This window comes from Sunxiuqinia sp. (assembly GCF_055140945.1).
In genome coordinates this window covers 1-25,415 of sequence record NZ_JBSQYS010000042.1, presented here as the reverse complement: position 1 = coordinate 25,415, position 25,415 = coordinate 1, and the positions used below count along the sequence as shown (strand labels likewise).

Genomic DNA, 25,415 nt, shown 5'->3' with positions numbered 1-25,415 from the left:
ATGGCGTTAAGAAAGTTTAATAAATCCCTAATTAAATTCACCGCTCCCAAAGGAATAATAGTTATCAAAAGTCAGCAAACAATTGAATTCAATTATCTTTGCACCGCCTGAAATAAATTAAAAATGAAAGATTACCTGATATATTCAATCGGCTTTATCGCTCAAATCCTATTTTTTGGGCGTACGATTGTGCAGTGGTTCAAGTCCGAACACGAAGGAAAAGTACTGTCGCCAACCATCTTTTGGAAGATTAGTTTGTTGGCCTCAATCCTGATGCTGACCTATGGGATCTTACGAAACGATGCGGCTATATTGATCGGACAAATCCTGGTTTACTTCATTTATGTGCGCAATATACAGTTGAAAAACGACTGGAAAACCATGTCGCTTCCCACACGAATAGTTATCCTGGCCATGCCCGTTGCTATTTTAGGCTATCTGTTTTTCGGGACAAATTACTCGCTGTCTACTTTCTTTAAAAATGAAAACAACCCTTTCATGTTGATGATTTGGGGTATTGTTGCACAGGTGATTTTCATTTCACGCTTTTTCTACCAGTGGATTTATTCTGAAAACCGTAAAGAGTCCATCTTACCACTCGGATTCTGGATTATCAGTATTTGCGGCTCTTCCATGAACCTTATTTATGGTATTTTCCGACTCGATCCGGTCTTGGTCGCAGCACATAGTTTAGGCATGTTTGTCTATCTTCGTAACATCTTAATTCATTATAATAAACGAAGCCTTTTTAGCCGTTTAAACATTCCCATTCTGAACAAGCTCATTGCTTTTGTTTCAGGGAAAATAAAATAAAAAGCATATGCAAACGATAGTTGTAACCGGATGTGCCGGATTTATTGGATCTCATTTATCAGAAAAACTGTTAGCCGAAGGAAATCGGGTCATTGGCATCGACAATTTTGATCCGTTTTATGATCGTCAAATAAAAGAACGCAACTTATCAGCCTCCATTGGGCATCCAAATTTTCGCTTCTTCGAAGTTGACCTGGCTGATTTTGACACATTGTCTTCAAACCTCCAAGGAGAGTCAATTGACACGATCGTTCACCTGGCGGGGAAAGCCGGAGTTCGTCCATCTATCGAAGATCCGCAGGGCTACATTCGTGCCAACATCACGGCCACTCAAAACGTGTTGGATGTGATGAAAGACAAAGGCATCAAAAAACTGGCTTTTGCATCATCGTCATCGGTTTACGGCAATACCAGGGAAACCCCGTTTCACGAAGGGCAGGATGTGAGCAACCCGATTTCGCCCTATGCTTTTACCAAAAAGGCTTGCGAATTGATCAACTACACCTATCATTCGTTATATGACCTGGACATTATCAACCTACGATTTTTTACCGTATTTGGTCCACGCCAACGACCTGATTTAGCGATTCATAAATTCACCCGTTTAATTTTGAGTGGTGAAGAAATCCCGATGTTTGGTGATGGCAGCACTTCGCGCGACTACACCTACTACGAAGATACGGTTGCCGGAATTCGAGGAGCCATCAATTACCTGAACAGTAACGAAAAGGTTTACGAAATCATTAACCTGGGGAACAACCAGCCGGTAAAATTGTCGGATATGATTGCCGCCATTGAAAAAGCCTGCGGCGTAAAAGCCAACATCAAACAGCTACCAATGCAAGCCGGCGATGTAGACATTACTTTTGCCAATATCGAAAAAGCAAAGAGGCTGTTAGATTACAATCCTCACTATTCATTTGATGAAGGCGTGCAAAACTTTGTAGACTGGTATCGACAGATTAACCAATAAGAAAGAGGCTGTTAAAAAAATCAACAACCTCTTCTTCGGCTAACTCAATCTTTCGGTTTTCCGAACGTATATTTCTTTCAAGATTCCCCAGGCTATTAATGAAAGAATAAAAATGAAAGTTCCATACACCGGAACAATCATACTTACTTTCAATCCTCCGGCTATTAGTGAAGGAGAAATATCACCGGCAACCTCAATGGCGTCGAAAGCCGCAATCAGTCCGATGGCCTGACCTAAAAATCCGGTAACAATTGCCAGGCTTCCGAATAATAAAATTAGTCCCAATCCATTTTTTGTGACTTTTTCCTGTACAAAAAAATGAACCACTTTTAGTGCGGTAAAAACAAGCATGCCAATTCCCCATATCGTTACAACTGACATGAATAGTGGGCCACCCGCGTAAAATAAATCTGCTGCTTTCATGATGTTTAAATTTAAAATGAATTAATGATACGAAAGTAGAACAGGCTATCTTCTTCAGCATATTTTGTCGACAAACAACACCAAAGCTCATCGATACAACCTAAAGTGGAAATCTTATCATTCGAGATGGTGATTATTTCATTGGGGCTTTAAATGATGTAGTTCATCGACATTTTTTCAAATTCAACCCAAATTTTCACTAATTTGACATCTCTCAATATTAATAATGATGACGCGTATCCTTCAGCAAGTAAAAGTAGATCACATTCCCAAAGTCAGTTTTATTAAAGTTGGCCAACATCTTCTATTCTGGGTGGTCTCCTACCTGTTCTTCATTCTGTTTTTTGGACGTGCCAATCGCGACTATCAAGCAACCATTATCTTTGCTTCGCTTCTATTTCCGCTGGCCATAATTACCAGCTATTTTCTGAATTATTACCTGATCCCGCGCTTCCTCTTTCAGGGTAAACACTGGCGTTTTGTCTTGTTTCTTTTTTACACGTTTGTATTTACCTTGTGGTGCGAGCTGATGATCAGTATGTTTGTACTCATCATCGTTAGCGATTTCCAGTTTTACAAACTTGACCCAACTTCCATTGACATCGTTTTTCTGTTAGTTGGTTTATATTTTATTATTCTTGCCTTTATTGCCATTGAGCAGGTAAAACGCGCTTTCGAAATCAAGAAAGAAATTACCCGGTTGGAAAAGCGACAACTGGAAACCGATCTGAAGTTACGTGAGTCGGAGCTCAAATTACTGCGCGCTCAAATTCATCCTCATTTCCTATTCAACACCTTAAACAACCTGTATGGGTTAACGCTCGAAAAGTCGGACTTAGCTCCCGAGTTGGTGTTAAAACTCTCTGACTTGATGGACTACATGCTTTATAAATGCAACCAACCCAAAGTGAGTTTGAAGAGTGAATTAGATCATCTGAAGAATTACATTGAAATTGAGAAGATTCGGTATGGAAAAAAACTGACACTCGAACTCGAAGAAAAAGGCAGCCCGGATCAATTGGAAATTGCGCCCATGCTTTTGCTGGCTTTTTTCGAAAATGCCTTTAAACACGGGGTCAGCAAGTCCATTCAAAATCCGCTTGTTTCCATTCAAATTATAATTGAAGGTCACCAACTCCAACTTCACATTGAAAACAGCAGAAACTCCAATGCCTACCATGCTGAAGATTATACAAAAGGCATTGGCTTGAAGAATGTACAAAAAAGGTTGAAGCTGATTTATCCCGACAAACATCAATTGGAAATCAATCCAAAAGAAGATACTTTTGAAATTGAACTGCAGTTAGAATTGGATCAATTACACAAGCCGCAACAAGAAAGCCAATGGACGAACTAGTTTATAATTGTTTGGTGGTGGATGATGAGCCCATTGCCATTCGGGTGATTAAAAATCATTTGTCCGAATTTAAAAACCTGAAACTGGCTGGCGAGTGCAACAATGCGATTGAAGCCATGGAATTTCTTTCGAAACACAAGGTCGATCTTATTTTTCTGGATATTCAAATGCCACAAATAACCGGGATCGAATTTCTGAAAAACCTGAGTTCAGCACCAAAAGTAATTTTCACGACAGCTTATCGGAATTATGCCATCGAAGCGTTCGAGTTGGATGTGATTGACTATTTATTGAAACCAATTTCGCTGGTTCGTTTTTCAAAAGCCATCAACCGGTTTTACCAGCGAGTCAATGCGAATACGGCTAATCCCTCACCGACCGAAAAAGGCAACCAGGCACCAGATCACCTCTTTTTAAAGATTGATAAGAAGTTGCATAAAATCATGCATCATGAGATTTTCTATCTGGAAAGCTTTGGAGACTATGTTATTGTACACTCCGAAAAAGGAAAACTGACAACCAAAGAACGGATCAGCCATTTGGAAGAACAACTGCCTGCCAGTCAATTTTTGCGGGTACATCGCGGCTACATCATTTCAATACGCAAGATTACAGCCTTACTTCCCGGGCTGGTTGAACTTGGCGAATTTAAGATTCCCATTGGCCGAAGCTATAAAACTGAGGTTGATAAAATTATTCTCTCCTAGCTACCCGGGCACTCCCTGCACCGGCGGCGGGTGATTTTTGCTTATCACAACAAAACCAGGCAAAAAAAACTACCGTGACATTGAGCCATACCCACAAAATCAATCCGCAATTTTTTTTTTGCTTGCGCTGAGCGGCCGAGAACGATATTTTTTTCTTTTTTGAATGAACCCGGCAGAAGAGAGCAAAAAAAATTTATTTTTTTGCTGAATTGTCCGTAAAAGAACAAAAAAATAAATTTTGACTGCCCCCAGCTGGCTGGGGAACGAAATAAATTTTTTTTTTGCCTGAACCGACCGGAAAAGAGCAAAAAAATAAATTTTTTTTCAGCAAACCTCGGCGCGAGAAAAATCAAACCAGCCCAAACTGCCCGTTTACAGTAGGAAACAGCAACTCGCACACCCAAACAGCTCACCCAACCATGCACAACTGTTGAAAACTAGTTGATGCTTAATAACCAATAATAGAAGTGTAATGAGGTGGATTTTTGTAATTTAGAAATCTGTTTTGTACAGAAATAGGTGTTGCTGTCATCCCAAATCGGACGGAAAACAACGCCTTTAAAATTGATATAAGAAATAGAACTTTTGCGCTTTTGAATAGTAAAAACCATTTGGTAACAATCTGTATATTTTCCGGCTATTCAGTTTTTCAATGACAAGACAGTGGTAGGTTTTAAATTTTTGCCGACGCACGTTCGGTATATACAAAACCGGTTAGAGTGTTATTAAGATTATTATATTTACATTTTAAACTTTTAAATTAGAAATGGGTAGAACATTCTATCACACACAAGAGAATAGAGGCACTGACTTATATGAGCCTATTGTTTGTACTGCAGACAATGCTTGGCTTGGTAAAGGATATTATTTTTGGGAAAATAATGATGATGCAACTTTCTGGGGGATTAAGTTTAAAAACAAAACTGGCAAATATGATGTTTATAAAGCAGAGATACCTGATGATAATGTATTAGATACAGTTTTTAACAGACAACATTATGACTTTTGGATTAAACAAATTGAAAGAGCTGCAAAGAAAATCACAAAATCAACTGGCTCTAAACCTACATTAAAGGAAATAAATGATTTCTTTTTAGAAAAGGAAGTATGGACAAAATTTGATGGAATACTTTTTCAAGATATATCTCAAAATCCTGTTCATTATATGGTTAAAGAGTTTCAATATAAAAAGAGAATACAACTAGCATTATATAATAACTCAAAAATTACTAACTTTGTACTCCATTTTACAGGAGAATGTTAATATAAGCAACTATGGTTGATTTAGATAAATTAGACAAAGAAATAGAAGAACTGTTAGAAAATGAGACTTCTGATAGTCTCACGAAATGGCTTCTAAATAGAAGATTAGGAAACATTAATAATCTTATCGGGAAAGGTACGTTCATTGGCATGCAAAGTAAAAGAGAATCAGTTTTTTCTTGTTCTCAAAAGGCAAATTTTAAAACAAAAGATTCATATACTGATTCAAATCCAATAAATAGAAATGCAGCATAATGGAAGTATCAAATCAACCGAAACTAAGATTCCATGGTGTAGACTTTGTTAATATTAAATTTAATACAAGTCAACAATATGATGGAGAATCTGGTATAGATTTAAATATTGAACCCAAAGTTTTCTATCCAGAAGACAATAACTTAGCTTTTAAGATATTTACGGAAATCTCTATTTCATGTAACGGTTTTTTTGATTTAAAACTTGTCGGAATTGGCAACTTTGAATTTGATAAGGATTTCGAAGATAATGAACTTAAAAAAATATTTATCAATACAAATGCACCTGCAATAATGTTTCCTTACGTCAGGTCATTTATTACTACATTATCGGTAAACTTGGGCAATGTTACTGGACCGTTAATTTTACCAACTCAATTTTTTCATGGAGATTTACCTGAATTCACTATTGATGACACGATAGATTAACCAAATTTTAATACATCTGCTGAATTAATTGGCTGAGCTGAGATGTATTCTTCCCTCCCCTCCTTAAAAAGTTTAATACAGGCAACGGCAGTGCATTTAATCAACGTCGGATGGAAAATAACGCCACAAAGCACATACCGCCAACGTCAGACTGTCTAAAAACCTCTTTCCATGAAAGAATTATTGGGGTAGCTGACTTTAACAAGAATGAAACATTGAAATCTCAACGGCTTAATTTTACTTTTCAGACAGACTGCCGTTGAGATACTTAATTTTCTTCTCACATTTTTATATCGTTTAGGACGCTATTGATATCGAATCCTGATTTTTTTTTAATTCTTCCTTCAGGAACGAATTAAAAAAGATAAATAATTTTCACGTTATGGAATTTCAAACAACGGGGTTTCGGCAAATCTATTTTCTGTTTCTATCTAATTGCCTTCTCACCTGCTCATCTCTGTTAAAAAAGAATGAGTTAAAACCACTGGTATCTAACCTGTCTATTTTCCTTTTAAAACTGAAATAGAAGACAAGACGAGCCTCCAACGACACACCTCTTTTAAGGTGTTCGTTCACAAAGTACCCCGACTGCTCCAAGTCCAGTTTATTAACGGCTTTTCCAAAATCGTGTGAAATTACTCCCAGAGAAAGCTGTACAGCATTTGAGTTTTCGAAATCAGCATGATAACCAATAGAGCCACCCCAGTAAAAATGAAAGCCGGAAGTTGTGCCTGCGGTTGAAAAATCCTCTTCATCATTATAAAAAACAAAACGAGCCTTGCTGGCAAAGGATTCCAGCTTGCCAATCCCTTCCAGGAAAAATCCACCGCTAGTCGTTTCAAAAATGTTATACTTTGGTCGTAAATTGAACGAAAACCCGGTTAGATTGATTTGCATGTACGCCACATCAAGAAATTGCTCAGAATACTCATCTTCAAAGCCACCAATGGAAAGATCAGCTCCTAATCCCAACGACCATGAATCATTCAGAAAGAATTCATATCCGCCACCAAAACTCGCCAGCCCTACAATGTCGTTTCCAATCTCATCAAGTCCGTTAGCTGTGCTTCGGTTATCTAAAGAATAAACGCCAACTGAAAAATAAGGCATCCCGATTTTTTGACGATCGGATTGCGCCATGGCAACTAACGACATCATCAAAAAAAGAAAAATGAGGATTGGAATCTGTTTGAAGTAGCCTTGCATTCGTCAGAATTATTTTCCTGCCAAAATACAACACCAGTAGAACATAACAAAATTTGATGTCGTTTTTTTTCAACAAATGATCAGAAATGAAATATAAGAAAAACAAATACAACTATTCGGGCTTCCCCATCCAGCTGATGGTTACCGGCTCCCGCCCCCACTCAAGAGCAGCGCCAATATCTTTACCCATGTAAATATCAATACGCTTTTCCCAGCGCCTGTTCATTTTGTCCAGCACCCGGTATTTACCCTCAAAACCTTCTATTTTCACTTTGGTTTGATAGGTTAATCCCAACTTGATCAAATCTCTTGAAACGGCAATGCACTTCATTCCGGGCCGAAGCGTATCTCCCCAGGCTCCAATCTCCGGATGGTCGGCATGTGTCTGGGCTGCAAGAGAATTGAACGCGGTAGCAATAACCTCCAACTCTTTTTTGACCCGCCGATCACAACCAGACACAAAACACATTAGTCCGATCAGAATGGCAATCAACCTGAACCATTTAGCCATTTCATATTTAAGGGAATTAATCACACTCATTGAATCTGTTATTATTTATCTCAGCCCCTCAGACACTTATATAAACAGGTTATTTTATTCCTTTGTTGAGAAAATGCCAATTTCGAAACCGACTACTACTTAAAACACCTGCTTTTTTCGACAATTTTCATAATACTTACTGCATATTAAAGCCTGATGACGAATCGAGTTAAAAAGTTTTTTTTCAACTTCGCGTACTTGTTTGTAGTTTTAGGTTCATTTTTGCAGCTACTAAAACGAAATGGACAAAGAGATATCGGACAAAATAAAAAAGAAAGCATCGGAACTAGGGCTCCTGGATTGCGGCATCTCAACAGCGAGTTACTTAGCTGAAGAAAGGCCTCGACTGGAGAAATGGCTGGATGAAGGGATGCATGGCGAAATGAGCTACATGGCTCGAAATGTCGACATGCGACTGGATCCTCAACTAATTTTCGAAGGAGCGAAATCTGTCATTTCTGTTTTGTTGAATTACTACCCGAAAGAAAAACAACAAAACGATGACGCCCCAGTGCTTTCAAAATATGCTTATGGCAAAGACTACCACTTTGTTTTAAAAGATAAGCTGAACCAATTGTTAACATTTATCCAGGAAGAAATAGCTCCCTGTAACGGGCGTCCATTTGTTGATTCGGCTCCGGTACTTGATAAAGCCTGGGCTGCAAAAGCCGGACTAGGCTGGATTGGCAAAAACACCAACCTGATTTCGGTAGAGCATGGAAGCTTCTTTTTCATCGGTGAGTTAATAATAGATCTGGAATTAGAACCTGACAAAAAAGTGGTGCCTGACTATTGTGGCAAATGCACCCGTTGCATCGACGCATGCCCAACTCAAGCAATTGTAGCACCGCAACGAGTTGATGCCCGACGGTGTATTTCCTATCAAACCATCGAATTGAAAGGGGAATTGGATGAAAATTTGAAAAACCAGTTCCAGGATCGGGTATTTGGCTGCGATATTTGCCAGGATGTTTGCCCCTGGAACCTGAAATCAGAACCACATCAGGAACCCGATTTTGAGCCACACCCCAGACTTCTGGAACTTTCGCAAAAAGAGTGGATGGAAATGGATCGTCCATTATTCAATGAACTTTTTCGAAAATCAGCGGTAAAACGCACCAAATTTGAGGGTTTAAAACGCAATCTTCAGTTCATCTCATCGTCTGACTAACTCTCCATTCAATATTTTAAATTTCTGTCACGATTTTTTTCCTGCAGGCAGAACCAGCTGTCCTTCAAAGCGTCTAATTACTATCGCCCTCGATATGCCTACAAACCCTTTATATAATCATTTTTATCAACTATTCCAGTCGCAGGAAGACATAATTAGGTTAATTTTTTCCTATGTGAACATGTTATGAATTATCAATGATTTTACAATAAATCCATTGAAGTGTGCCCGACTATTCGCTATCTTTATAAAAAGCATTCACCTATGGATCTACCACAATTAATACAAAACGATAGAGGTCTGGAGCCATTTGCTCCGGTTATCACCTCACGAATCGAACGTGCAAAAGAAAAGGAAAAAGAGCTCACCCAAAACGGATCATTAAGAGATTTTGCCGGCGGACACTACTGGTTTGGGCTGCACAAAAAACATGATGGGTGGGTTATTCGAGACTGGGCTCCCAACGCCACCCAACTATACGTGATTGGTGAGTTTAACGACTGGCAAGAGCAGGAAGCCTATCGGCTGCAACCAATTGGAAATGGCCAATGGGAATTGAACCTTAGCGAAAATCAGTTGACACATGGTCAGCTTTATGCCTTCTCGATGCACTGGAACGGCGGACAAGGGAAACGAATACCCGCCTGGTGCAAAAGAGTGGTGCAGGATGAACACACCAAACTTTTCAACGCCCAGGTGTGGATTCAAGAAAAAGACTTCGAGTGGAAACATCCCGACTACAAGAGAGCTGATGAAGCCCCCTTAATTTACGAGAGCCATATCGGCATGGCTGGCGAAGCAGAGCGGGTCCATACTTACAATGAATTTCGTGAGCAGACATTGCCATGGATAAAAGCTGCCGGATACAACACCATTCAACTCATGGCCATTCCCGAGCATCCATATTACGGAAGTTTCGGCTACCACGTATCCAGCTTTTTTGCTCCTTCGTCACGCTTTGGAACTCCCGAAGAACTAAAACAACTAATTGACGAAGCCCATGGAATCGGGCTGTCTATAATTATTGATTTGGTTCACTCGCACGCTGTAAAAAACGAGGTAGAGGGACTCGGGAGATACGATGGTACGCGTTTCCAGTTCTTTCATGATGGCGCGCGCGGTGAACATCCGGCATGGGATTCTTATTGTTTCGACTATGGTAAAAATAATGTTTTACACTTTCTGCTTTCAAATATCCGGTATTGGCTCGAAGATTTTAAATTCGATGGTTTCCGGTTCGATGGAGTAACCAGTATGTTGTATTACGATCATGGACTAGGAAAAGCATTCACACAATATGGCGATTATTATGACCAGGGTATTGACGATGAAGCCGTCACCTATTTCTATTTGGCTAATAAATTAATCCATGACATTGATCCAAACTCATTATCGGTTGCAGAAGAAGTTAGCGGAATGCCCGGCTTGGCAACTCCTATAAATGATGGAGGATACGGATTCGATTACCGAATGGCTATGGGGGTTCCTGATTTCTGGATCAAACTGATCAAAGAGATTGCAGATGAAAACTGGGACGTAGGCCAAATTTTTTATGAGCTGACATCGAAACGTCTGGATGAAAAGGTTGTAAGCTATGCTGAGTCGCATGACCAGGCATTGGTTGGTGACAAAACCATTATATTCCGATTGATCGACAAAGAAATGTACTTCAGTATGCGGAAGGATCAACCCAACCTAACTGTTGACCGGGGAATGGCTTTACACAAAATGATCCGGCTCGCCACGGCTACAACTGCAGGCGGAGCCTACCTCAATTTTATGGGTAATGAGTTTGGCCATCCTGAGTGGATCGACTTTCCGCGTGAAGGGAACAACTGGTCGTACAAAAACGCCCGCCGAATTTGGAGCCTAACTGAAAACAAAGAATTACGCTACCACCTGCTCGCTGACTTTGACCGTAAAATGATGCAGTGGATCAGAGAAAACCACTTGATTGAGATTCCTGAAGTTTATCGGCGATTCGACAACAAAGCCGACCAGGTGTTGAGCTACCAGCGAGGTGACTTTCTAATGGTTTTTAATTTTAATCCAACGCGATCGTTTACCGATTATGGCATCCCTCTGGAAGCATCAAAATACAAGATTTTATTTCACACCGACGAGGAACGATTTGGTGGTCAGGAACGTATAGATAAAAACATGATTTACTACACGAGGCCTTCCAAAGGGCTAAGTAGTCAGCATTATCTAAATCTGTACTTACCGGCTCGCACCGGAATTGTATTAAAGAAACAAGCGTTTAAACGAATCAAATAAATGAATCAGTATTTTACCGAAGTGGAAATAGAGGATATTGGTTGGCACATCGATCATCGTACAAAAGTGATGATGATAGGCTCCTGCTTTTCTGAAAATATAGGACAACGCATGAAACAATTGAAGTTTCAGGTTGACCTAAATCCGTTTGGCATATTATATAATCCGCAATCAGTTTCGAAAAGCCTTCGCCTACTGATGGAACAGAAAACATACACTGCTGAAGACTTAATTGAACACGAAGGAATATGGCACAGTTTTGACCATCATAGCAGGTTCTCTTCTACAAGCAAAAATGATTGTTTGAAACGAATAAATGATCAAACCCGACGTTCGCATGACCATTTAAAAGAAAGTGAGTATTTAATTCTTTCGTTGGGAACAGCATGGGTTTTTGAGCTGAAAAACAACGGGAAAATTGTCTCAAACTGCCACAAACTGGCAGCTACAGAATTTAATCGTTACCGTTTGACACCGAGTGAAATAGTTGATGATTACAAAAAGCTAATTTCCCAAATCCTAAGAATTAACTCAAATTTAAAAATCCTTTTTACAGTCAGCCCGATACGCCATTGGAAAGATGGGGCAGTTGAAAACCAATTAAGCAAATCGACCTTACTACTGGCAATTAACCAATTAATAACCGATTTTGGAACAGCTCATTGCGCCTATTTTCCCTCCTACGAAATAGTCATGGACGAATTGAGAGACTATCGGTTTTATGCACCTGACATGTTGCACATTAGTGCTCAGGCAATTGATCACATTTGGAATAAATTCTGCTCAAAAATGATTGCTGACGAAAGTCATAAAATAATAAAAAGTATTCAGAAGGTCATCAAAGCAATTGAGCACCGACCGCGAAATGTTCAAACAGAAATGCACCAAAAATTTCTGTTATATAACGTAAATGAGATAAATGATTTAATGAAAATTTTTCCGTTTCTTAACTTAGCAAATGAAAAAAAGTATTTTGAATTAAAGTTGAAAGAGCATCAGAGTAATTGTGAACAATGATTGGATTTCTTTCCATAAATTTGTAGCAACCGCAACAATCTGATCTCCTAGATTATAAATATAGTAATAACTAATTGTGATTAAGCCCAAAGTTTAAAACTATGAGCTACCTAAAATTCGATAAAAGTCGTTTAGTGAACTTGGAGTATTCTTTATCCAGAGAAGTTCTTCGTTCAAACCGAGCTGGTTCTTACATCAGTACAACTATTTCGGGATGTAACACACGAAAATACCATGGATTACTCGTTTGTCCGGTCGACGAACTGGATGGCGACAAACATGTTTTGTTATCATCTCTTGATGAGACGATTATACAACACGGTGCCGAGTTCAACCTTGGTATCCACAAGTATGAAGGCGATTATTTCGAGCCAAAAGGGCACAAATACATTCGTGATTATGAAGTCGATCGCGTCCCTAAAACGACTTTCCGGGTTGGTGGTGTCGTGTTCAGCAAAGAGCGAATTCTAGTTCAGAATGAACAGCAGGTACTAACAAGATATACACTGGAGGAAGCCAATTCTCCTACCACATTGCGACTAAAACCATTTATGGCGTTTCGTAGTGTGCATAATCTCAGCAAAGCGAATATGTATGCCAATACAAAATACCAAACGGTAGAAAATGGCATAAAAATGAAAATGTATGAAGGTTATCCTGACTTACACATGCAGTTTTCGAAATCCGTTGAGTTTATTAGCGTCCCTGATTGGTATAAAGATATTGAGTATGTGAAAGAACAAAACCGAGGCTACGATTACAAAGAGGATTTATTTATTCCTGGTTATTTTGAAATGCCAATAAAGAAAGGTGAAAGCATTGTTTTTTCGGCCTCAACAACAGAAGCAAAACCCAATTCATTTAAGACAAAATTTACGCGCGAGCTAAGCAAAAGACCTCCCCGGGACACGTTTATGAGCAACCTGATCAATGCGGCTCAACAGTTCTTCATCATAAAGGATGATGTGAAAGACGTTATTGCCGGATTTCCTTGGTATGGCTCCATACCCCGTCAAACATTCGTGTCTCTTCCCGGCTTAGCTCTTGAGCAAGAAGAATATGAATTGTTCGAAGATATCATTGACACCCAATTAAAAAATCTGAAAAATGGCCTATTCCCTCTTGTCAATGGGAAGCAAAATCTGGCCTACAATAATATCGACACATCACTTTGGTTCTTCTGGGCTCTGCAACAATATGCAAAAGAGACGAATAACCAGAAACACATCTGGACAAAGTATAAAAAAGAAATCAAACAGATCCTTGATTCATTCAGGAATGGGACTGATTACAATATAAAAATGGCCGAAAACGGGCTACTTGCAGGCTATTCTGACAATCTTGCCCTGACATGGATGGATTCCTATCTTGATGGGAAGCCGATTGTGAACAGAAACGGTATGCCGGTTGAAGTAAATGCACTCTGGTATAATGCGGTCTGTTTTGCATTGGAGTTGGCAAAATCTGCCGGGGCTAAAAGTTTCGAAAAGGAATGGAAAGAGTACCCCGATAAAATTGCAGAATCATTCATGAACGAATTCTGGTGTGACGAACATAGCTACCTCGCTGATTCAGTTAATGGCGACTATAAAGATTGGTCGATTCGCCCCAATATGGTTATTGCTGCAGCACTCGATTATACGCCACTAAGCAAGGAACAGCGAAAGGAGGTTTTAGGAATCGTCAAGCATCAATTGCTTACTCCTCGCGGATTAAGAACACTATCGCCCAGAAATGCTGAATACGAAGGCTTTTGTGTGGGGAGCGTTATTGAACGTGAAAAAACCTTGCACCAGGGAACCGCCTGGCCATGGCTACTCATGTTTTTTGTAGAAGGTTATTTAAAAATACATAAAAGGGGAGGGATGCCTTTCGTCAAGAAATTGATCGAAGGCTTCGAGGAAGAGATGACAGAACACTGCATTGGAACCATACCTGAAAATTACAACGGAAACCCGCCACACTATGGCAAAGGAGCCATATCTCAGGCTTGGAATGTTGCGGCAATCATCAGGTCATACAAGTTAATTGTTAATTTTTCAGAATAAAAATAATAAGTAAAACGGGAATCTATGAAAGTATTAATGTTTGGTTGGGAATTTCCTCCCCATATATCCGGGGGGCTTGGAACAGCTTGTTACGGATTGACAAGAGGGTTAGCTGAAAACAAAGATGTTGATGTCATTTTTGTGGTACCTAAAGCTCATGGTGACGAGGATCAATCAAGCATGAAATTAGTTGGAGCAAATGAGGTTCCAATTACAAAAACGAAAGTCGAATTTAAAGACCTTCAGAAAAAAATTGAATACTACGAAGTTGAATCCGGTATGGTTCCGTACATGGATCCTGAGGAGTTCTGGAAACTCAGCAGCAAAAAATATTCTGAAAAAACCCGTTTTGTTGAGACCAACGAAGAAGGAAAAATTGAATTTTCGGGCACGTATGGAAAAGATCTACTGCACGAAATCTATAAATACTCGCTAGTGGCGGAAGTCATTGCTCAGGAAGAAGAATTTGACCTGATTCACGCACACGATTGGCTCGCCTACCCCGCAGGGATCGCAGCAAAAGAAGCAAGCGGAAAACCTTTAGTTATCCATGTTCATGCGACTGATTTCGACCGCAGCGGAGGAAGTGTCAATCCTCAGGTTTTTGATATTGAGCAAAGAGGCATGAATGCTGCCGATAAAATTATAACGGTAAGTAATTTAACCCGAAAAATAGTAATCGAAAAATATGGTATTGACCCCGCTAAAGTCACAACGGTATACAACGCGGTAGAGCCGGTTAGCAAGGAAGAAAAAGCCAAGCTAAAAAAAGGCGTTGATGACAAAATCGTTACCTTTTTAGGAAGAATAACCATGCAAAAAGGGCCTGAATATTTTGTTGAAGCCGCCAACCTGGTTTTAAAAAGAATGAAAAACGTTCGTTTCGTGATGGCTGGTAGCGGCGATATGATGAACCGCATGGTTCGTCGTGCTGCCGAGTTAAAAATATCAGACTATTTTCACTTTACAGGCTTTTTGAAAGGGGACGACGTATTTGACATGTTCCGGATGAGCGATGTCTTTGTGATGCCTTCAGTCTCGGAACCTTTTGGCATTGTGCCTCTTGAGGCTATGCAGACCAATGTACCTGTGATCATATCGAACCAGTCCGGCGTTTCCGAGATCTTAAAATATGCGGTCAAAACCGACTACTGGGACACTCACGCAATGGCTGATGCCATATACGGACTACTAAACTACCCCGGCATGTGGAATATGTTTATGAAACATGGAAAAGAAGAAGTGGATAGCTTGCAATGGAAAAATTCCGCCCGCAATGTCCGCAATGTTTATATCGAAGCTTTAAAAACAGAATAAAAAACAAGAATATGAGAGCCATTTGTTTTTACTTTCAAGTACATCAACCATTTCGTTACCGCCGTTATCGCTTTTTTGATATCGGTAATGACCATTATTACTACGATGATTATGCCAATGAAACAATCCTGAGAAAGATTGCTGATCGTTGCTATTTGCCGGCCAACAAAATGATGCTTGATTTGATAACAAAACATAAAGGCAAATTCAAAATCGCCTTTTCTATTTCAGGAACAGCATTGGAGCAATTTGAACTATATGCTCCGGAAGTACTGGATTCTTTTCAGGAATTGGCAAAAACCGGACAGGTTGAGTTCTTGGCAGAAACTTACTCTAATTCGTTGGTCGCTCTAAAAAGCAAGGAATTATATAAGAAACAAGTCGAAAGACATGCGCAAGCGATTCACAAATATTTCGGACAACACCCCCAAGTACTTCGAAACACCGAATTAATTTATTCTGACGACATTGGCGCCCTAACAGCAGAAATGGGTTTCAAAGGAGCAATTACAGAAGGAGCAAAACATATTCTTGGATGGAAATCACCAAATTACTTATATTGCAATGCCATCAATCCCAGACTTAAAGTTTTAATGCGGAACTATAAACTTAGTGACGATTTGGCTTTCCGTTTTTCAAACCAGGCATGGAACGAATATCCATTGACAGCTGACAAATTTGTGCGCTGGATGGACGGTGATCAAAAAGACGAAATCATCAACTTGTTTATGCATTACGAAACCTTTGGAGAACACCAGTTGGCAGAGACCGGCATATTCCGCTTTATGGAAGAACTCCCTGATGCAGTATTTAAAAATTCCAAGCTTCAATTTGCAACGCCATCTGAAATTGTTGATCAATTCCAGCCGGTGTCAATGGTTAGCGTACCACATGCCATCTCCTGGGCCGATGAAGAACGTGACCTAACCGCTTGGCTCGGAAATGAGATGCAACAAGAAGCTTTTGACAAATTATATGAGTTGAAAGATCGAATGGAGCAGGTCAATGATCCGGAACTATTGAAGGACTGGAGCTACCTTCAGGTAAGCGACCATTTTTACTACATGAGCACTAAATTTTTCTCTGACGGTGAGATACATAGTTACTTCAATCCGTACGAAAGTCCGTATGAAGCTTTCATTAATTATATGAATGTGCTTAGTGATTTTAAACTTAGATTAAATACATTTGTTCCAGAGAGTGAAATGGAACACAAAATAGCAGCCATGAACAAGATGATTGCTGAAAAAGAAGAAAAGCTAAAAAAATACGAAGCAGAAATTGTTAGGCTTCAACAAAAGAAAAAAAAGAAACCTACCACAGCTAACAAATCGAAACCGAAAACTGCCTTAAAGAAGAAAATCGAAAAAAAGTAAGTTTAATCAAAATCTAGTGCACCTGGATCCTATTCGAACTGTTCGTAAACAACTGACAAAAAGGGCTATACTCCCTGAGTTGTAATAAATCCCCCTCGATGGGATGCGGACAAAACAAAGATGAATAATTGTTTGGTGCCTGATTTTAACAAAAAGAGTTGTGGATATGCCAAATTGGAAAAAACTGTTTGTTGAATCAAACATACCCGAAAAATTAGCTCCTCTGAAAGAGTTGAGCAAAAACCTTTGGTGGGCTTGGAATACTGAAGCCCGTGAGTTGTTTGAGACGATTGATGAAGAAATATGGGAAGATAGTTTTCACAACCCGATCGTTCTACTCGAACAAGTCAGCTATCAGCGTTTTAAAGAGTTGGAAAGTGATGAACAATTTATTGCTGACCTGAAAAGTGTTTATAGCCTATTTCAAAAATACCTGAAAGAACGCGAACAAGGGATAGGACCTAAAATTGCCTACTTCAGTATGGAGTATGGCTTGCACGATAGCCTTAAAATATTTTCCGGCGGTTTAGGAATCCTGGCCGGCGATTACTTGAAAGAAGCCAGTGACTCAAAAGCCGATCTGGTGGCTGTTGGTTTGCTATACCGATATGGGTATTTCAAACAAACCATCTCACTACAGGGAGACCAGATGGCCAACTACGAGGCTCAGGAGTTCTCAAAAATACCGGTACAACCAGCTTTCGACAAAGAAGGAAACTGGGTACAAATTGAAGTTCAATATCCCGGCAGAACACTACATGCCCGTGTCTGGGAAGTAAAAGTAGGAGCTGTCAGCTTGTACTTGCTCGATGCAGATTTTGACGCTAACAATGAAAACGACCGCTTTGTAACTCACCATCTTTATGGAGGCGATAACGAAAACCGCCTAAAGCAGGAAATGTTACTTGGTCTTGGTGGCATTCGGGCATTAAATAAACTGGGGCATCAACATGCGGATTTGTACCATTGTAACGAAGGACATGCGGCCTTAATCGGACTAGAGCGAATGGCTGGCTTAATGAATGACAGTCAACTAAGTTACCCTCAGGCAAAAGAAATCGTTCGTGCGTCAACATTATTTACCACACACACTCCGGTTCCTGCCGGACATGATGCATTCCACAACGATTTGTTTAAAATGTATATGGATAAATTTCCTGCTAAAATAAATATTAGCTGGGACGAGTTTATCATGCTTGGAAAAACTGCACCCCACGAAGACCATTTCAACATGAGCTTTTTGGCAGCTAATTTATCACAAGGAATCAATGGCGTAAGTATGCTGCATGGCGATGTGTCAAAGCATATTCTGAAACCACTGTATAATGGTTACTTGTCCGAAGAGTTGGAGATTGGTTACGTAACGAACGGCGTGCACTACTCAACATGGACAGCCAAGGAATGGAAAGAAATTCACCTGAAATACTTTGGAAAAGATTTTGTAACCAATCAGCTTGATTTTGACCTGTGGGATAAAATCTATAAAGTTCCGGATCAGGAAATCTGGGAGCTTAAACAAAACTTGCGTTCGAAGATGATCGACTACATCAAAAGACGCTTTACTGACACTTGGGTGAAACGTAACGAAAACCCGAAGTTGATTACAGAAGTCACCAGTTCGCTGAATCCGAAGGCACTAACCATTGGTTTTGCACGACGTTTTGCGACATACAAGCGAGCACATTTGCTTTTCCGAAACCTTGATCGCTTAGCTAAAATTGTCAACAACCCCGATAAGCCAGTCCAATTCATTTTTGCCGGAAAGGCTCACCCTGCTGACAAAGCCGGACAAGACCTGATCAAATACATCGTTGAAATTTCTAAGCGTCCTGAGTTCTTGGGAAAAATTCTGTTCGTTCAGAATTATGACATCAACCTGGCCAAAGTTCTACTTCAGGGAGTTGATATTTGGCTGAACACGCCAACCAGACCTCTGGAAGCCTCAGGAACAAGTGGTGAAAAAGGAGTAATGAATGGAACGCTTCACTTCTCCGTACTCGATGGCTGGTGGGTTGAAGGTTACAAAGAAGGTGCCGGATGGGCACTTCCATTGGAAAGATCATACGACGTGCAGGACTTTCAGGATGAGCTGGATGCTGAAACAATCTACAATCTGTTCGAAGACGAGATTGTTCCAGCCTTCTACAAACGTGATAAAAATGATACTCCAAACGAATGGGTTGGTTATATCAAGAAAACACAAGCTCAGGTTGCACCAAACTTTACAACAAGTCGGATGATTCGCGACTACCAGGATCGTTTTTATGCTCCCCAGGCTAAACGTGCCGGCAAGCTAAAAGCTGATGATTTCAAACTGGCTAAAGAAATGGTTAACTGGAAGGCAACCATTGCTTCGAAATGGGAAGACATTGAAGTAAAAGAAATTGACCTTGCCGATGGAATTACGAATGCGATTCGCATTGGTGAAGAGTATCCGGCACGCGTTGTAATGGATTTGAAAGGTCTTTCGCCAGAGGAAATTGGTATTGAAATAATCATGACTGAAGGTAATGACAATGAAGAACCGGAAATAACTGAATGCAAAGAGTTTGATGTTGAAAAAACTGAAAATGGTTTAACAACCTACAAACTGAATCTGCATTTATCTCACCCCGGATCGTACAACTATGGAATCCGCATGTTCCCAAAAAATGAAAACCTCCCCCATCGTCAGGACTTTAGTTACTTGCGTTGGTTATAAAAATAACTGGTTAATAATTTTACAAAAGGCAAGCTCGTTGAGCTTGCCTTTTTTTATTCCCTTATTTCTGGTAAAATTCATATGTTGCAACTAGATCTAAACAGTTTAGCGGATCCGAATAAGCACTTACTTGACTTATCGGATGAATATGTTGTATCTTTAGTGGTGTGAACAAGCTAAAATCAACCGGGCAGTTCACCTCTTACAATCAACCAAAAATCAGCTCATCAAAAGTCCATCGCCTTTTTTGATGTTAATAATCATTGTTAAAAAACTTTTGTATGACTGAGCCCAAAACAATTCGAATAGGTATTTGCATGGCTGGAGCTGTTTCGGCAGGTGCCTACACAGCAGGCGTTATCGACTATCTGATGGAAGCGTTGGAAAACTGGCAAAAAGCCAAAGACCTCAACCTGCCGGGAGTTCCGAAACACGATGTGAAAATTGAAGTACTAACAGGAGCATCGGCAGGCGGAATGACAGCCGCTATTACCGCTTGTGCGGTTCAACAAAAGTTTCCGCACATCAATCCGGGCAACTACCGAACCTCCGAGAATACCGAAAATCCGATTTACGACGCTTGGGTAAACCTCACCGAAACGGAAGACCTGAGCATGATGGATCAGATGTTGGCCGATGACGACATCCGCGGAAATAAAGCCCATGAGGTAAAATCAATTTTTGATTCAGGATTCATCGAGCGTGTTGCCTCCCGCATTATCGACACCTCGGTGAAAGACCCGGAAGTAACCCGACCATACATCGCTGATGACCTCGAAATATTAACCACACAAACGAATTTAAAAGGATTCAACTACGAGCTTGAGTTTAAAACTGCGCTTGGGAAAAGCGTTCACCGCATGACCCGTCACCAGGACCTCGTTCATTTCAAAATAAATGATGCGGGAAGCTATGAAGGCGACGGAAAAATTCCCCTGTCATTTTCGACGGTGGAAGGCAAAAACAAAGCGCTGCTTATTGATGCCGCCATAGCCACCGGCGCTTTCCCGGTTGGACTGAGCCCTCGAAAAGTCAATCGCAAAGCTCGTTACGTCTTAGAGAATCCGTACTTAAATACAGCTAACAAACAAATGCAGCTTGACAACACGGCAAATTACTTATGTGTAAATGTTGATGGCGGTGTAATTAATAACGAGCCTTTTGGATTAACTGACCAGATTTTGGCAAAGCGAAAACAACAAGAACAGGAAGCAGCCGGGATACCCAAAGAGGCAGAAAGTGACCAAATCAAGAAGTCGGCTTCCTCGTTTGACACCACCCTAATCATGATTGACCCCTTCCCCAGCGAACAAGGAGCTTGGGAGGACGAAGAATCTCTTGATGCGATTAAGTTTGCTGTGCCGGGCTTGTTGAATGCCATGCGCGCCCAACTGATGTTTAAAGAGCAAGAACTTCAAAATGCCTTTGACGAGGATGAAGATAACTACACGCGATTTATGGTGCTTCCGGTGCGTTACAAAAACGACGAGAAACAGAAATTTGCCCTAGCATGCGGCGGTTTAGGGGGCTTTGCCGGCTTCTTCAAAAAAGAGTTCCGCGAACACGACTTTATGCTTGGGCGACGAAACTGCCAGCTTTTTCTGCAAAAGTATTTCAGCGTACCAGCCGATAAAGAAAACCCGATCCTGGCATTTGGCTACAAGGGTGTTGATCAGTTCAGGGTGAAAACCGGAGATGGAAAAACTGATTTTCTGCCTATTATTCCGGATATGCGGGTAATGGAAAAAGCTGACGGGACGGCAACACTGCTAACGGAAGTTCCGGAAGAAACAGGCATTGATTACGATTCAGTAAAAATGAAACTAAGCGTACTGATGTCCTTGGAAGAGCTCATGGAAAACCGTTTTCAAGCCGTTCTGAAAAACATTATGAATGGCGACAGCAAGAATAAAGGAACAGCCGTTGAAAGTGAGATTATCGCACGAATCCGGAAAAAAAGTAAGCTGAACAAGTTCCTGAATAGGAAGGTGATGAAATTGGTTCGAAAAATTGGGATTAAGCAAGCTAAAAATATTATGGCTGAAAAGTTTATTGATGCCGTTATTCGTGAAATGGAAACCCGAAAACTGCTCGACGACGACTTGAAAAAATAGTTGGAATAAAAGTCAGGAGAAGCCAACTTCCTTTTCATTCAGGATGAGTTTGAAGTCAGCTTGAATAGCGAAATACAATGTTTCAATGTATATCCTGAAATAAAAATGAACTGAAAATATCAGAAGGCCATTCATCACAATCGCATACAATAGGCTTCATGTTCTTCAGTGGGTTTCGGCTGGTTATACAGAACCCAAACAGATAGAAGAGTGGAAGCCCAAAAGAATATCGCTCCGACCATCCCGTATGCGGGCTAATTTATATTGCTTCTAAATGATGCTGAAATGCTGAAATGCAAGCCATTTATGACTTCTGTTGATTTGTGAGGCATTAAAATAAAATTAAATTTGTGAGCAGACTTAAAGCTTACAGGCATGGCAAAGAAATATGATCTTGGTAAAAAGATTTCCCAAATTCGTGAATCCAAGAAAGTTGGTCAACAAGAAATGGCCGAAAAAACAAATCTGGATATCGATCAGCTAAAGAAGATTGAAAAAGGCGAAGTGCTGCCGTCGCTGGCTCCACTCATTAAAATAGCACGAGCCCTTGGTGTTCGGCTGGGAACTTTTTTAGACGACAGCTCCAACTTAGGGCCTGCCATTGTGCGAGCCGACGAACACGAAACAGGCGTTCGGTTTAGTTCGCAGCAAAGCGGCTCACGCGAGCACCTGAACTTTCTTTCGCTGGCTTTCGACAAGGTTGGCCGAAATATGGAACCTTTTGTTGTTGAAATAGAGCCCGGCCAACAATCCGACTACATGCTTTCGTCGCACGAAGGGGAAGAATTTATTTATGTGCTGGAGGGAGTCGTTGAAATTAACTACGGCAAAGAGCTGTATCAGCTCAAAAAAGGAGACAGCATTTACATGGACTCCATTGTATCGCACAACGTCCATGCCGGGAACGAGGATCCTGCACGTATTTTAGCGGTTGTTTATGCTCCCTATTAAATCGGCTTGACCAAACTAAAACTGACATCATGCAATTACTCGACTACACGCTCGGCGGAATTTTAGAGAAATACGCTTACGAAACACCCGATCAGGAATTCATGGTTTATCCTGACCGCAATTTACGGTTTACCTACAGCGAATTTAACAAACGGGTCAACAAACTGGCCAAGGGGCTGATGTACACAGGAGTAATGGCTGGCGACAAAGTAGGCATTTGGGCAAACAACGTACCCGACTGGCTTACCTTTATGTTTGCAACCTCCAAAATTGGAGCCATATTGGTCACTATCAATACCAATTACAAACTTAGTGAGCTCGAGTTTTTACTGAAGAATGCCGATATCCACACCCTGTGCCTGGTTGACGGCTGGCGCGACAGCGATTACGTGAATATGATTTTTGAATTGATTCCGGAGCTGAAAACCCACCCACGTGGCGCATTAAAATCGGGAAAATTTCCGGTGCTTAAAAATGTTGTTTTCATCGGACAAGAAAAACACCGGGGAATGTACAATACCGCCGAACTGATCTTACTGGGCGAACATCTGGATGAACTGGAACTGGAAGATGCCAAGCTGAAAGTCGATCCACACGACGTGGTAAACATGCAATACACTTCGGGAACAACCGGATTCCCCAAAGGGGTGATGTTGTCGCATCATAACATTCTGAATAATGGCTACTCGGTTGGACAATGCATGAAATACACAGCCAACGATCGTTTGCTGGTTTGTGTGCCGCTGTTCCATTGCTTTGGATGTGTGTTGGCCGTTTGTGCCATTATTAGTCATGGCGCTACGATGGTGATTACTGAAAACTTTGACCCCCTGATGGTTTTGGCTTCCGTAGAAAAAGAAAAATGCACGGCTCTTTACGGCGTCCCCACCATGTTTATTGCCGAACTGAACCACCCCATGTTCGACCTGTTCGATCTGAGTTCGCTCCGCACCGGAATCATGGCCGGATCGTTGTGCCCCATCGAAACCATGAACCAGGTGATGACGAAGATGCACATCAAAGATATTATTATCGTGTACGGACTAACCGAATCATCGCCGGGCATGACCGCCACACGAACCCACAACTCACCCGAAGTGCGGTCGACCACTGTTGGTTTTGAGCTGCCCAACGTGGAAGTGAAGATTGTGAATCCGGAGACCGGCGAAGAATGTGAAGAGGAAGAACAAGGAGAAGTGTGCTGCCGGGGGTACAATGTGATGAAAGGCTACTACAACAACGATGAAGCCACCCAAAAAGCAATTGATAAAGAAGGCTGGTTACATTCGGGCGATCTGGGTATTAAAACTGAAGAAGGTTTTTACCGAATTACCGGCCGCATAAAAGACATGATTATTCGTGGTGGTGAAAATATTTACCCGCGCGAAATTGAAAACTACCTGTTTCAATTACCACAAATTGAAGCCGTGGAAGTAGCCGGAATTCCCAGTACCAAGTATGGCGAACAAGTGGGTGCATTTATCAAACTTAAAAGCGGCCAAAGCCTTGCCGAAGAAGAAGTAAAGGAATACTGCCGCGGACAAATTGCCCGTTTTAAAATCCCTAAATACGTCTTTTTTGTAGAAGACTTCCCGATGACCGCCAGCGGAAAAATTCAAAAATATAAACTGAAAAACATTGGGCTGCAACTTTTGAAAGAACAAGGAATTGAAGTAGAATAAAGTGCTTCCCCACTCCATTTGCATATTCGTCTTCCTGAACTTGTTTCAGGATCTTTCAGCGGGTTGCTCCAATATTGTCCGGGACAGATTGCTTCGGTCGTTTCTCCCTGCCAATGACAGAATTACGTTGTTGCCTGGCAGTCAACTACGTAATTCTGTCATTGGCAACAAGGTGAAGCAATCTTTCAGCTGATTACTGCTATCTCACCCTCTTGGTTCTTTATTCTTGGATCTAAAGTCTAATATCTAACGTCTTGTTCTCATTCTTTTACCCTGAAAGGGTTATACAATAATAGCCCCGGGCAACGCCCGTGGGAAAATGCATTCGCATTTTGAAATGGCGCAATCAAGCGGTGTTGAATGGTGGTAAACGTTTCATGCGCCCTAATGGAAAATGTTTTTGAAATGTGTCAATCGGTTGTTCTGATTTTTCACCCCTAAATCCCCTGAAGGGGACTTTATGGCCTGCTAGGATTCAATTGCATGGGGCTTTATAGCTATCGAAATTTATGTCAATTGGGTGGGGCGTTGCCCCAAACCCCAGTTACCTTTTTGTTTTGTCCTTCCGGACGGGATTTCATTTCTTTTCCTTAGATGAAAAGAAAGGAAACAAAGAAAAATCAAGTCAAACCGAACCCTCAGCCGGGCGTTTTGACGGCCATCGCTTTTTCGCCTATTGGCGAAGTGGGGGAATTGCTACTGAATACTGTAACTGTACACTGCGACTTTCCTTCCCTTGTTTTCTAGTTCAAAACCTTCGTAGGCCGAGCTTTTCGCCTGTTGGCGAAGCAGGGG

General features: G+C 40.9%; 20 protein-coding genes. 17 read left to right on the top strand and 3 right to left on the bottom strand.

Features of this window, described 5'->3' with window-relative positions; genetic code table 11:
- Window positions 1–123: 123 nt before the first annotated feature.
- Together ACTB00_RS16495 and ACTB00_RS16490 are read left to right on the top strand one after the other, a co-directional pair.
- Entirely contained in the window at window positions 124–813 is a 690-nt protein-coding gene (locus ACTB00_RS16495; protein WP_463301011.1) for a lipid-A-disaccharide synthase N-terminal domain-containing protein, read from the top strand.
- Between the two features lie 7 nt (window positions 814–820).
- Complete coding sequence (locus ACTB00_RS16490) at window positions 821–1,786, top strand: GDP-mannose 4,6-dehydratase (protein WP_463301010.1); 966 nt, start codon at window positions 821–823, stop codon at window positions 1,784–1,786.
- A 39-nt stretch (window positions 1,787–1,825) separates the two neighbouring features.
- On the opposite strand, the gene ACTB00_RS16485 is transcribed toward ACTB00_RS16490, so the two are convergent.
- The gene (locus tag ACTB00_RS16485; RefSeq protein ID WP_463301009.1) at window positions 1,826–2,209 is read right to left on the bottom strand and encodes a MotA/TolQ/ExbB proton channel family protein; all 384 of its coding nucleotides are present in this window, start codon (window positions 2,207–2,209) and stop codon (window positions 1,826–1,828) included.
- 226 nt (window positions 2,210–2,435) lie between these two features.
- On the opposite strand from ACTB00_RS16485, the gene ACTB00_RS16480 reads away from it, so the two are divergent.
- From ACTB00_RS16480 to ACTB00_RS16460, 5 genes are all read left to right on the top strand, one after another.
- A complete protein-coding gene (locus ACTB00_RS16480; RefSeq protein ID WP_463301008.1) occupies window positions 2,436–3,566 on the top strand; it encodes a sensor histidine kinase in 1,131 nt (376 codons plus the stop codon).
- Entirely contained in the window at window positions 3,554–4,273 is a 720-nt protein-coding gene (locus tag ACTB00_RS16475) for a LytR/AlgR family response regulator transcription factor (protein ID WP_463301007.1), read from the top strand. The genes ACTB00_RS16480 and ACTB00_RS16475 overlap by 13 nt, the downstream gene beginning before the upstream one ends.
- 766 nt (window positions 4,274–5,039) lie before the next feature.
- Window positions 5,040–5,537: a hypothetical protein gene (locus ACTB00_RS16470; protein WP_463301006.1), complete on the top strand. Its 498-nt coding sequence runs from the start codon at window positions 5,040–5,042 to the stop codon at window positions 5,535–5,537.
- An 11-nt stretch (window positions 5,538–5,548) separates the two neighbouring features.
- Entirely contained in the window at window positions 5,549–5,791 is a 243-nt protein-coding gene (locus ACTB00_RS16465; protein WP_463301005.1) for a hypothetical protein, read from the top strand.
- Window positions 5,791–6,219 carry a hypothetical protein gene (locus ACTB00_RS16460; protein WP_463301004.1) on the top strand — a complete coding sequence of 143 codons (429 nt, stop codon included), beginning with the start codon at window positions 5,791–5,793 and terminating at the stop codon, window positions 6,217–6,219. Before ACTB00_RS16465 ends, ACTB00_RS16460 begins: the two co-directional genes overlap by 1 nt.
- 414 nt (window positions 6,220–6,633) lie before the next feature.
- Here the strand turns inward: ACTB00_RS16460 and ACTB00_RS16455 are convergent, their stop codons facing one another.
- Window positions 6,634–7,425 carry a hypothetical protein gene (locus ACTB00_RS16455; protein ID WP_463301003.1) on the bottom strand — a complete coding sequence of 264 codons (792 nt, stop codon included), beginning with the start codon at window positions 7,423–7,425 and terminating at the stop codon, window positions 6,634–6,636.
- Between the two features lie 112 nt (window positions 7,426–7,537).
- On the bottom strand, window positions 7,538–7,966 hold the full coding sequence (locus ACTB00_RS16450) for a 3D domain-containing protein (RefSeq protein WP_463301002.1): 429 nt from the start codon (window positions 7,964–7,966) through the stop codon (window positions 7,538–7,540).
- Window positions 7,967–8,207: 241 nt separating this feature from the next.
- Between ACTB00_RS16450 and queG the strand changes: the two genes are divergently transcribed.
- The 10 genes from queG (at window position 8,208) to ACTB00_RS16400 (ending at window position 24,620) form a co-directional block, all read left to right on the top strand.
- Complete coding sequence (gene queG, locus ACTB00_RS16445) at window positions 8,208–9,137, top strand: tRNA epoxyqueuosine(34) reductase QueG (protein ID WP_463301001.1); 930 nt, start codon at window positions 8,208–8,210, stop codon at window positions 9,135–9,137.
- A 264-nt stretch (window positions 9,138–9,401) separates the two neighbouring features.
- Complete coding sequence (locus ACTB00_RS16440) at window positions 9,402–11,414, top strand: alpha amylase C-terminal domain-containing protein (RefSeq protein ID WP_463301000.1); 2,013 nt, start codon at window positions 9,402–9,404, stop codon at window positions 11,412–11,414.
- Window positions 11,415–12,431 (top strand): GSCFA domain-containing protein, encoded by a 1,017-nt coding sequence (locus ACTB00_RS16435; protein WP_463300999.1) that lies wholly within the window; start codon window positions 11,415–11,417, stop codon window positions 12,429–12,431.
- Window positions 12,432–12,532: 101 nt separating this feature from the next.
- A complete protein-coding gene (locus ACTB00_RS16430; protein WP_463300998.1) occupies window positions 12,533–14,479 on the top strand; it encodes an amylo-alpha-1,6-glucosidase in 1,947 nt (648 codons plus the stop codon).
- Between the two features lie 24 nt (window positions 14,480–14,503).
- The gene (locus ACTB00_RS16425; protein WP_463300997.1) at window positions 14,504–15,796 is read left to right on the top strand and encodes a glycosyltransferase family 4 protein; all 1,293 of its coding nucleotides are present in this window, start codon (window positions 14,504–14,506) and stop codon (window positions 15,794–15,796) included.
- Between the two features lie 11 nt (window positions 15,797–15,807).
- A complete protein-coding gene (locus tag ACTB00_RS16420; RefSeq protein ID WP_463300996.1) occupies window positions 15,808–17,172 on the top strand; it encodes a glycoside hydrolase family 57 protein in 1,365 nt (454 codons plus the stop codon).
- 166 nt (window positions 17,173–17,338) lie between these two features.
- Window positions 17,339–19,873, top strand: coding sequence for an alpha-glucan family phosphorylase (gene glgP, locus ACTB00_RS16415; protein ID WP_463300995.1), 2,535 nt, complete (start codon window positions 17,339–17,341; stop codon window positions 19,871–19,873).
- A 281-nt stretch (window positions 19,874–20,154) separates the two neighbouring features.
- Window positions 20,155–21,987: a patatin-like phospholipase family protein gene (locus ACTB00_RS16410; RefSeq protein WP_463300994.1), complete on the top strand. Its 1,833-nt coding sequence runs from the start codon at window positions 20,155–20,157 to the stop codon at window positions 21,985–21,987.
- A gap of 375 nt (window positions 21,988–22,362) precedes the next feature.
- A complete protein-coding gene (locus ACTB00_RS16405; protein ID WP_463300993.1) occupies window positions 22,363–22,938 on the top strand; it encodes a helix-turn-helix domain-containing protein in 576 nt (191 codons plus the stop codon).
- 29 nt (window positions 22,939–22,967) lie between these two features.
- Window positions 22,968–24,620: an AMP-binding protein gene (locus ACTB00_RS16400; protein WP_463300992.1), complete on the top strand. Its 1,653-nt coding sequence runs from the start codon at window positions 22,968–22,970 to the stop codon at window positions 24,618–24,620.
- Window positions 24,621–25,415: the final 795 nt, after the last annotated feature.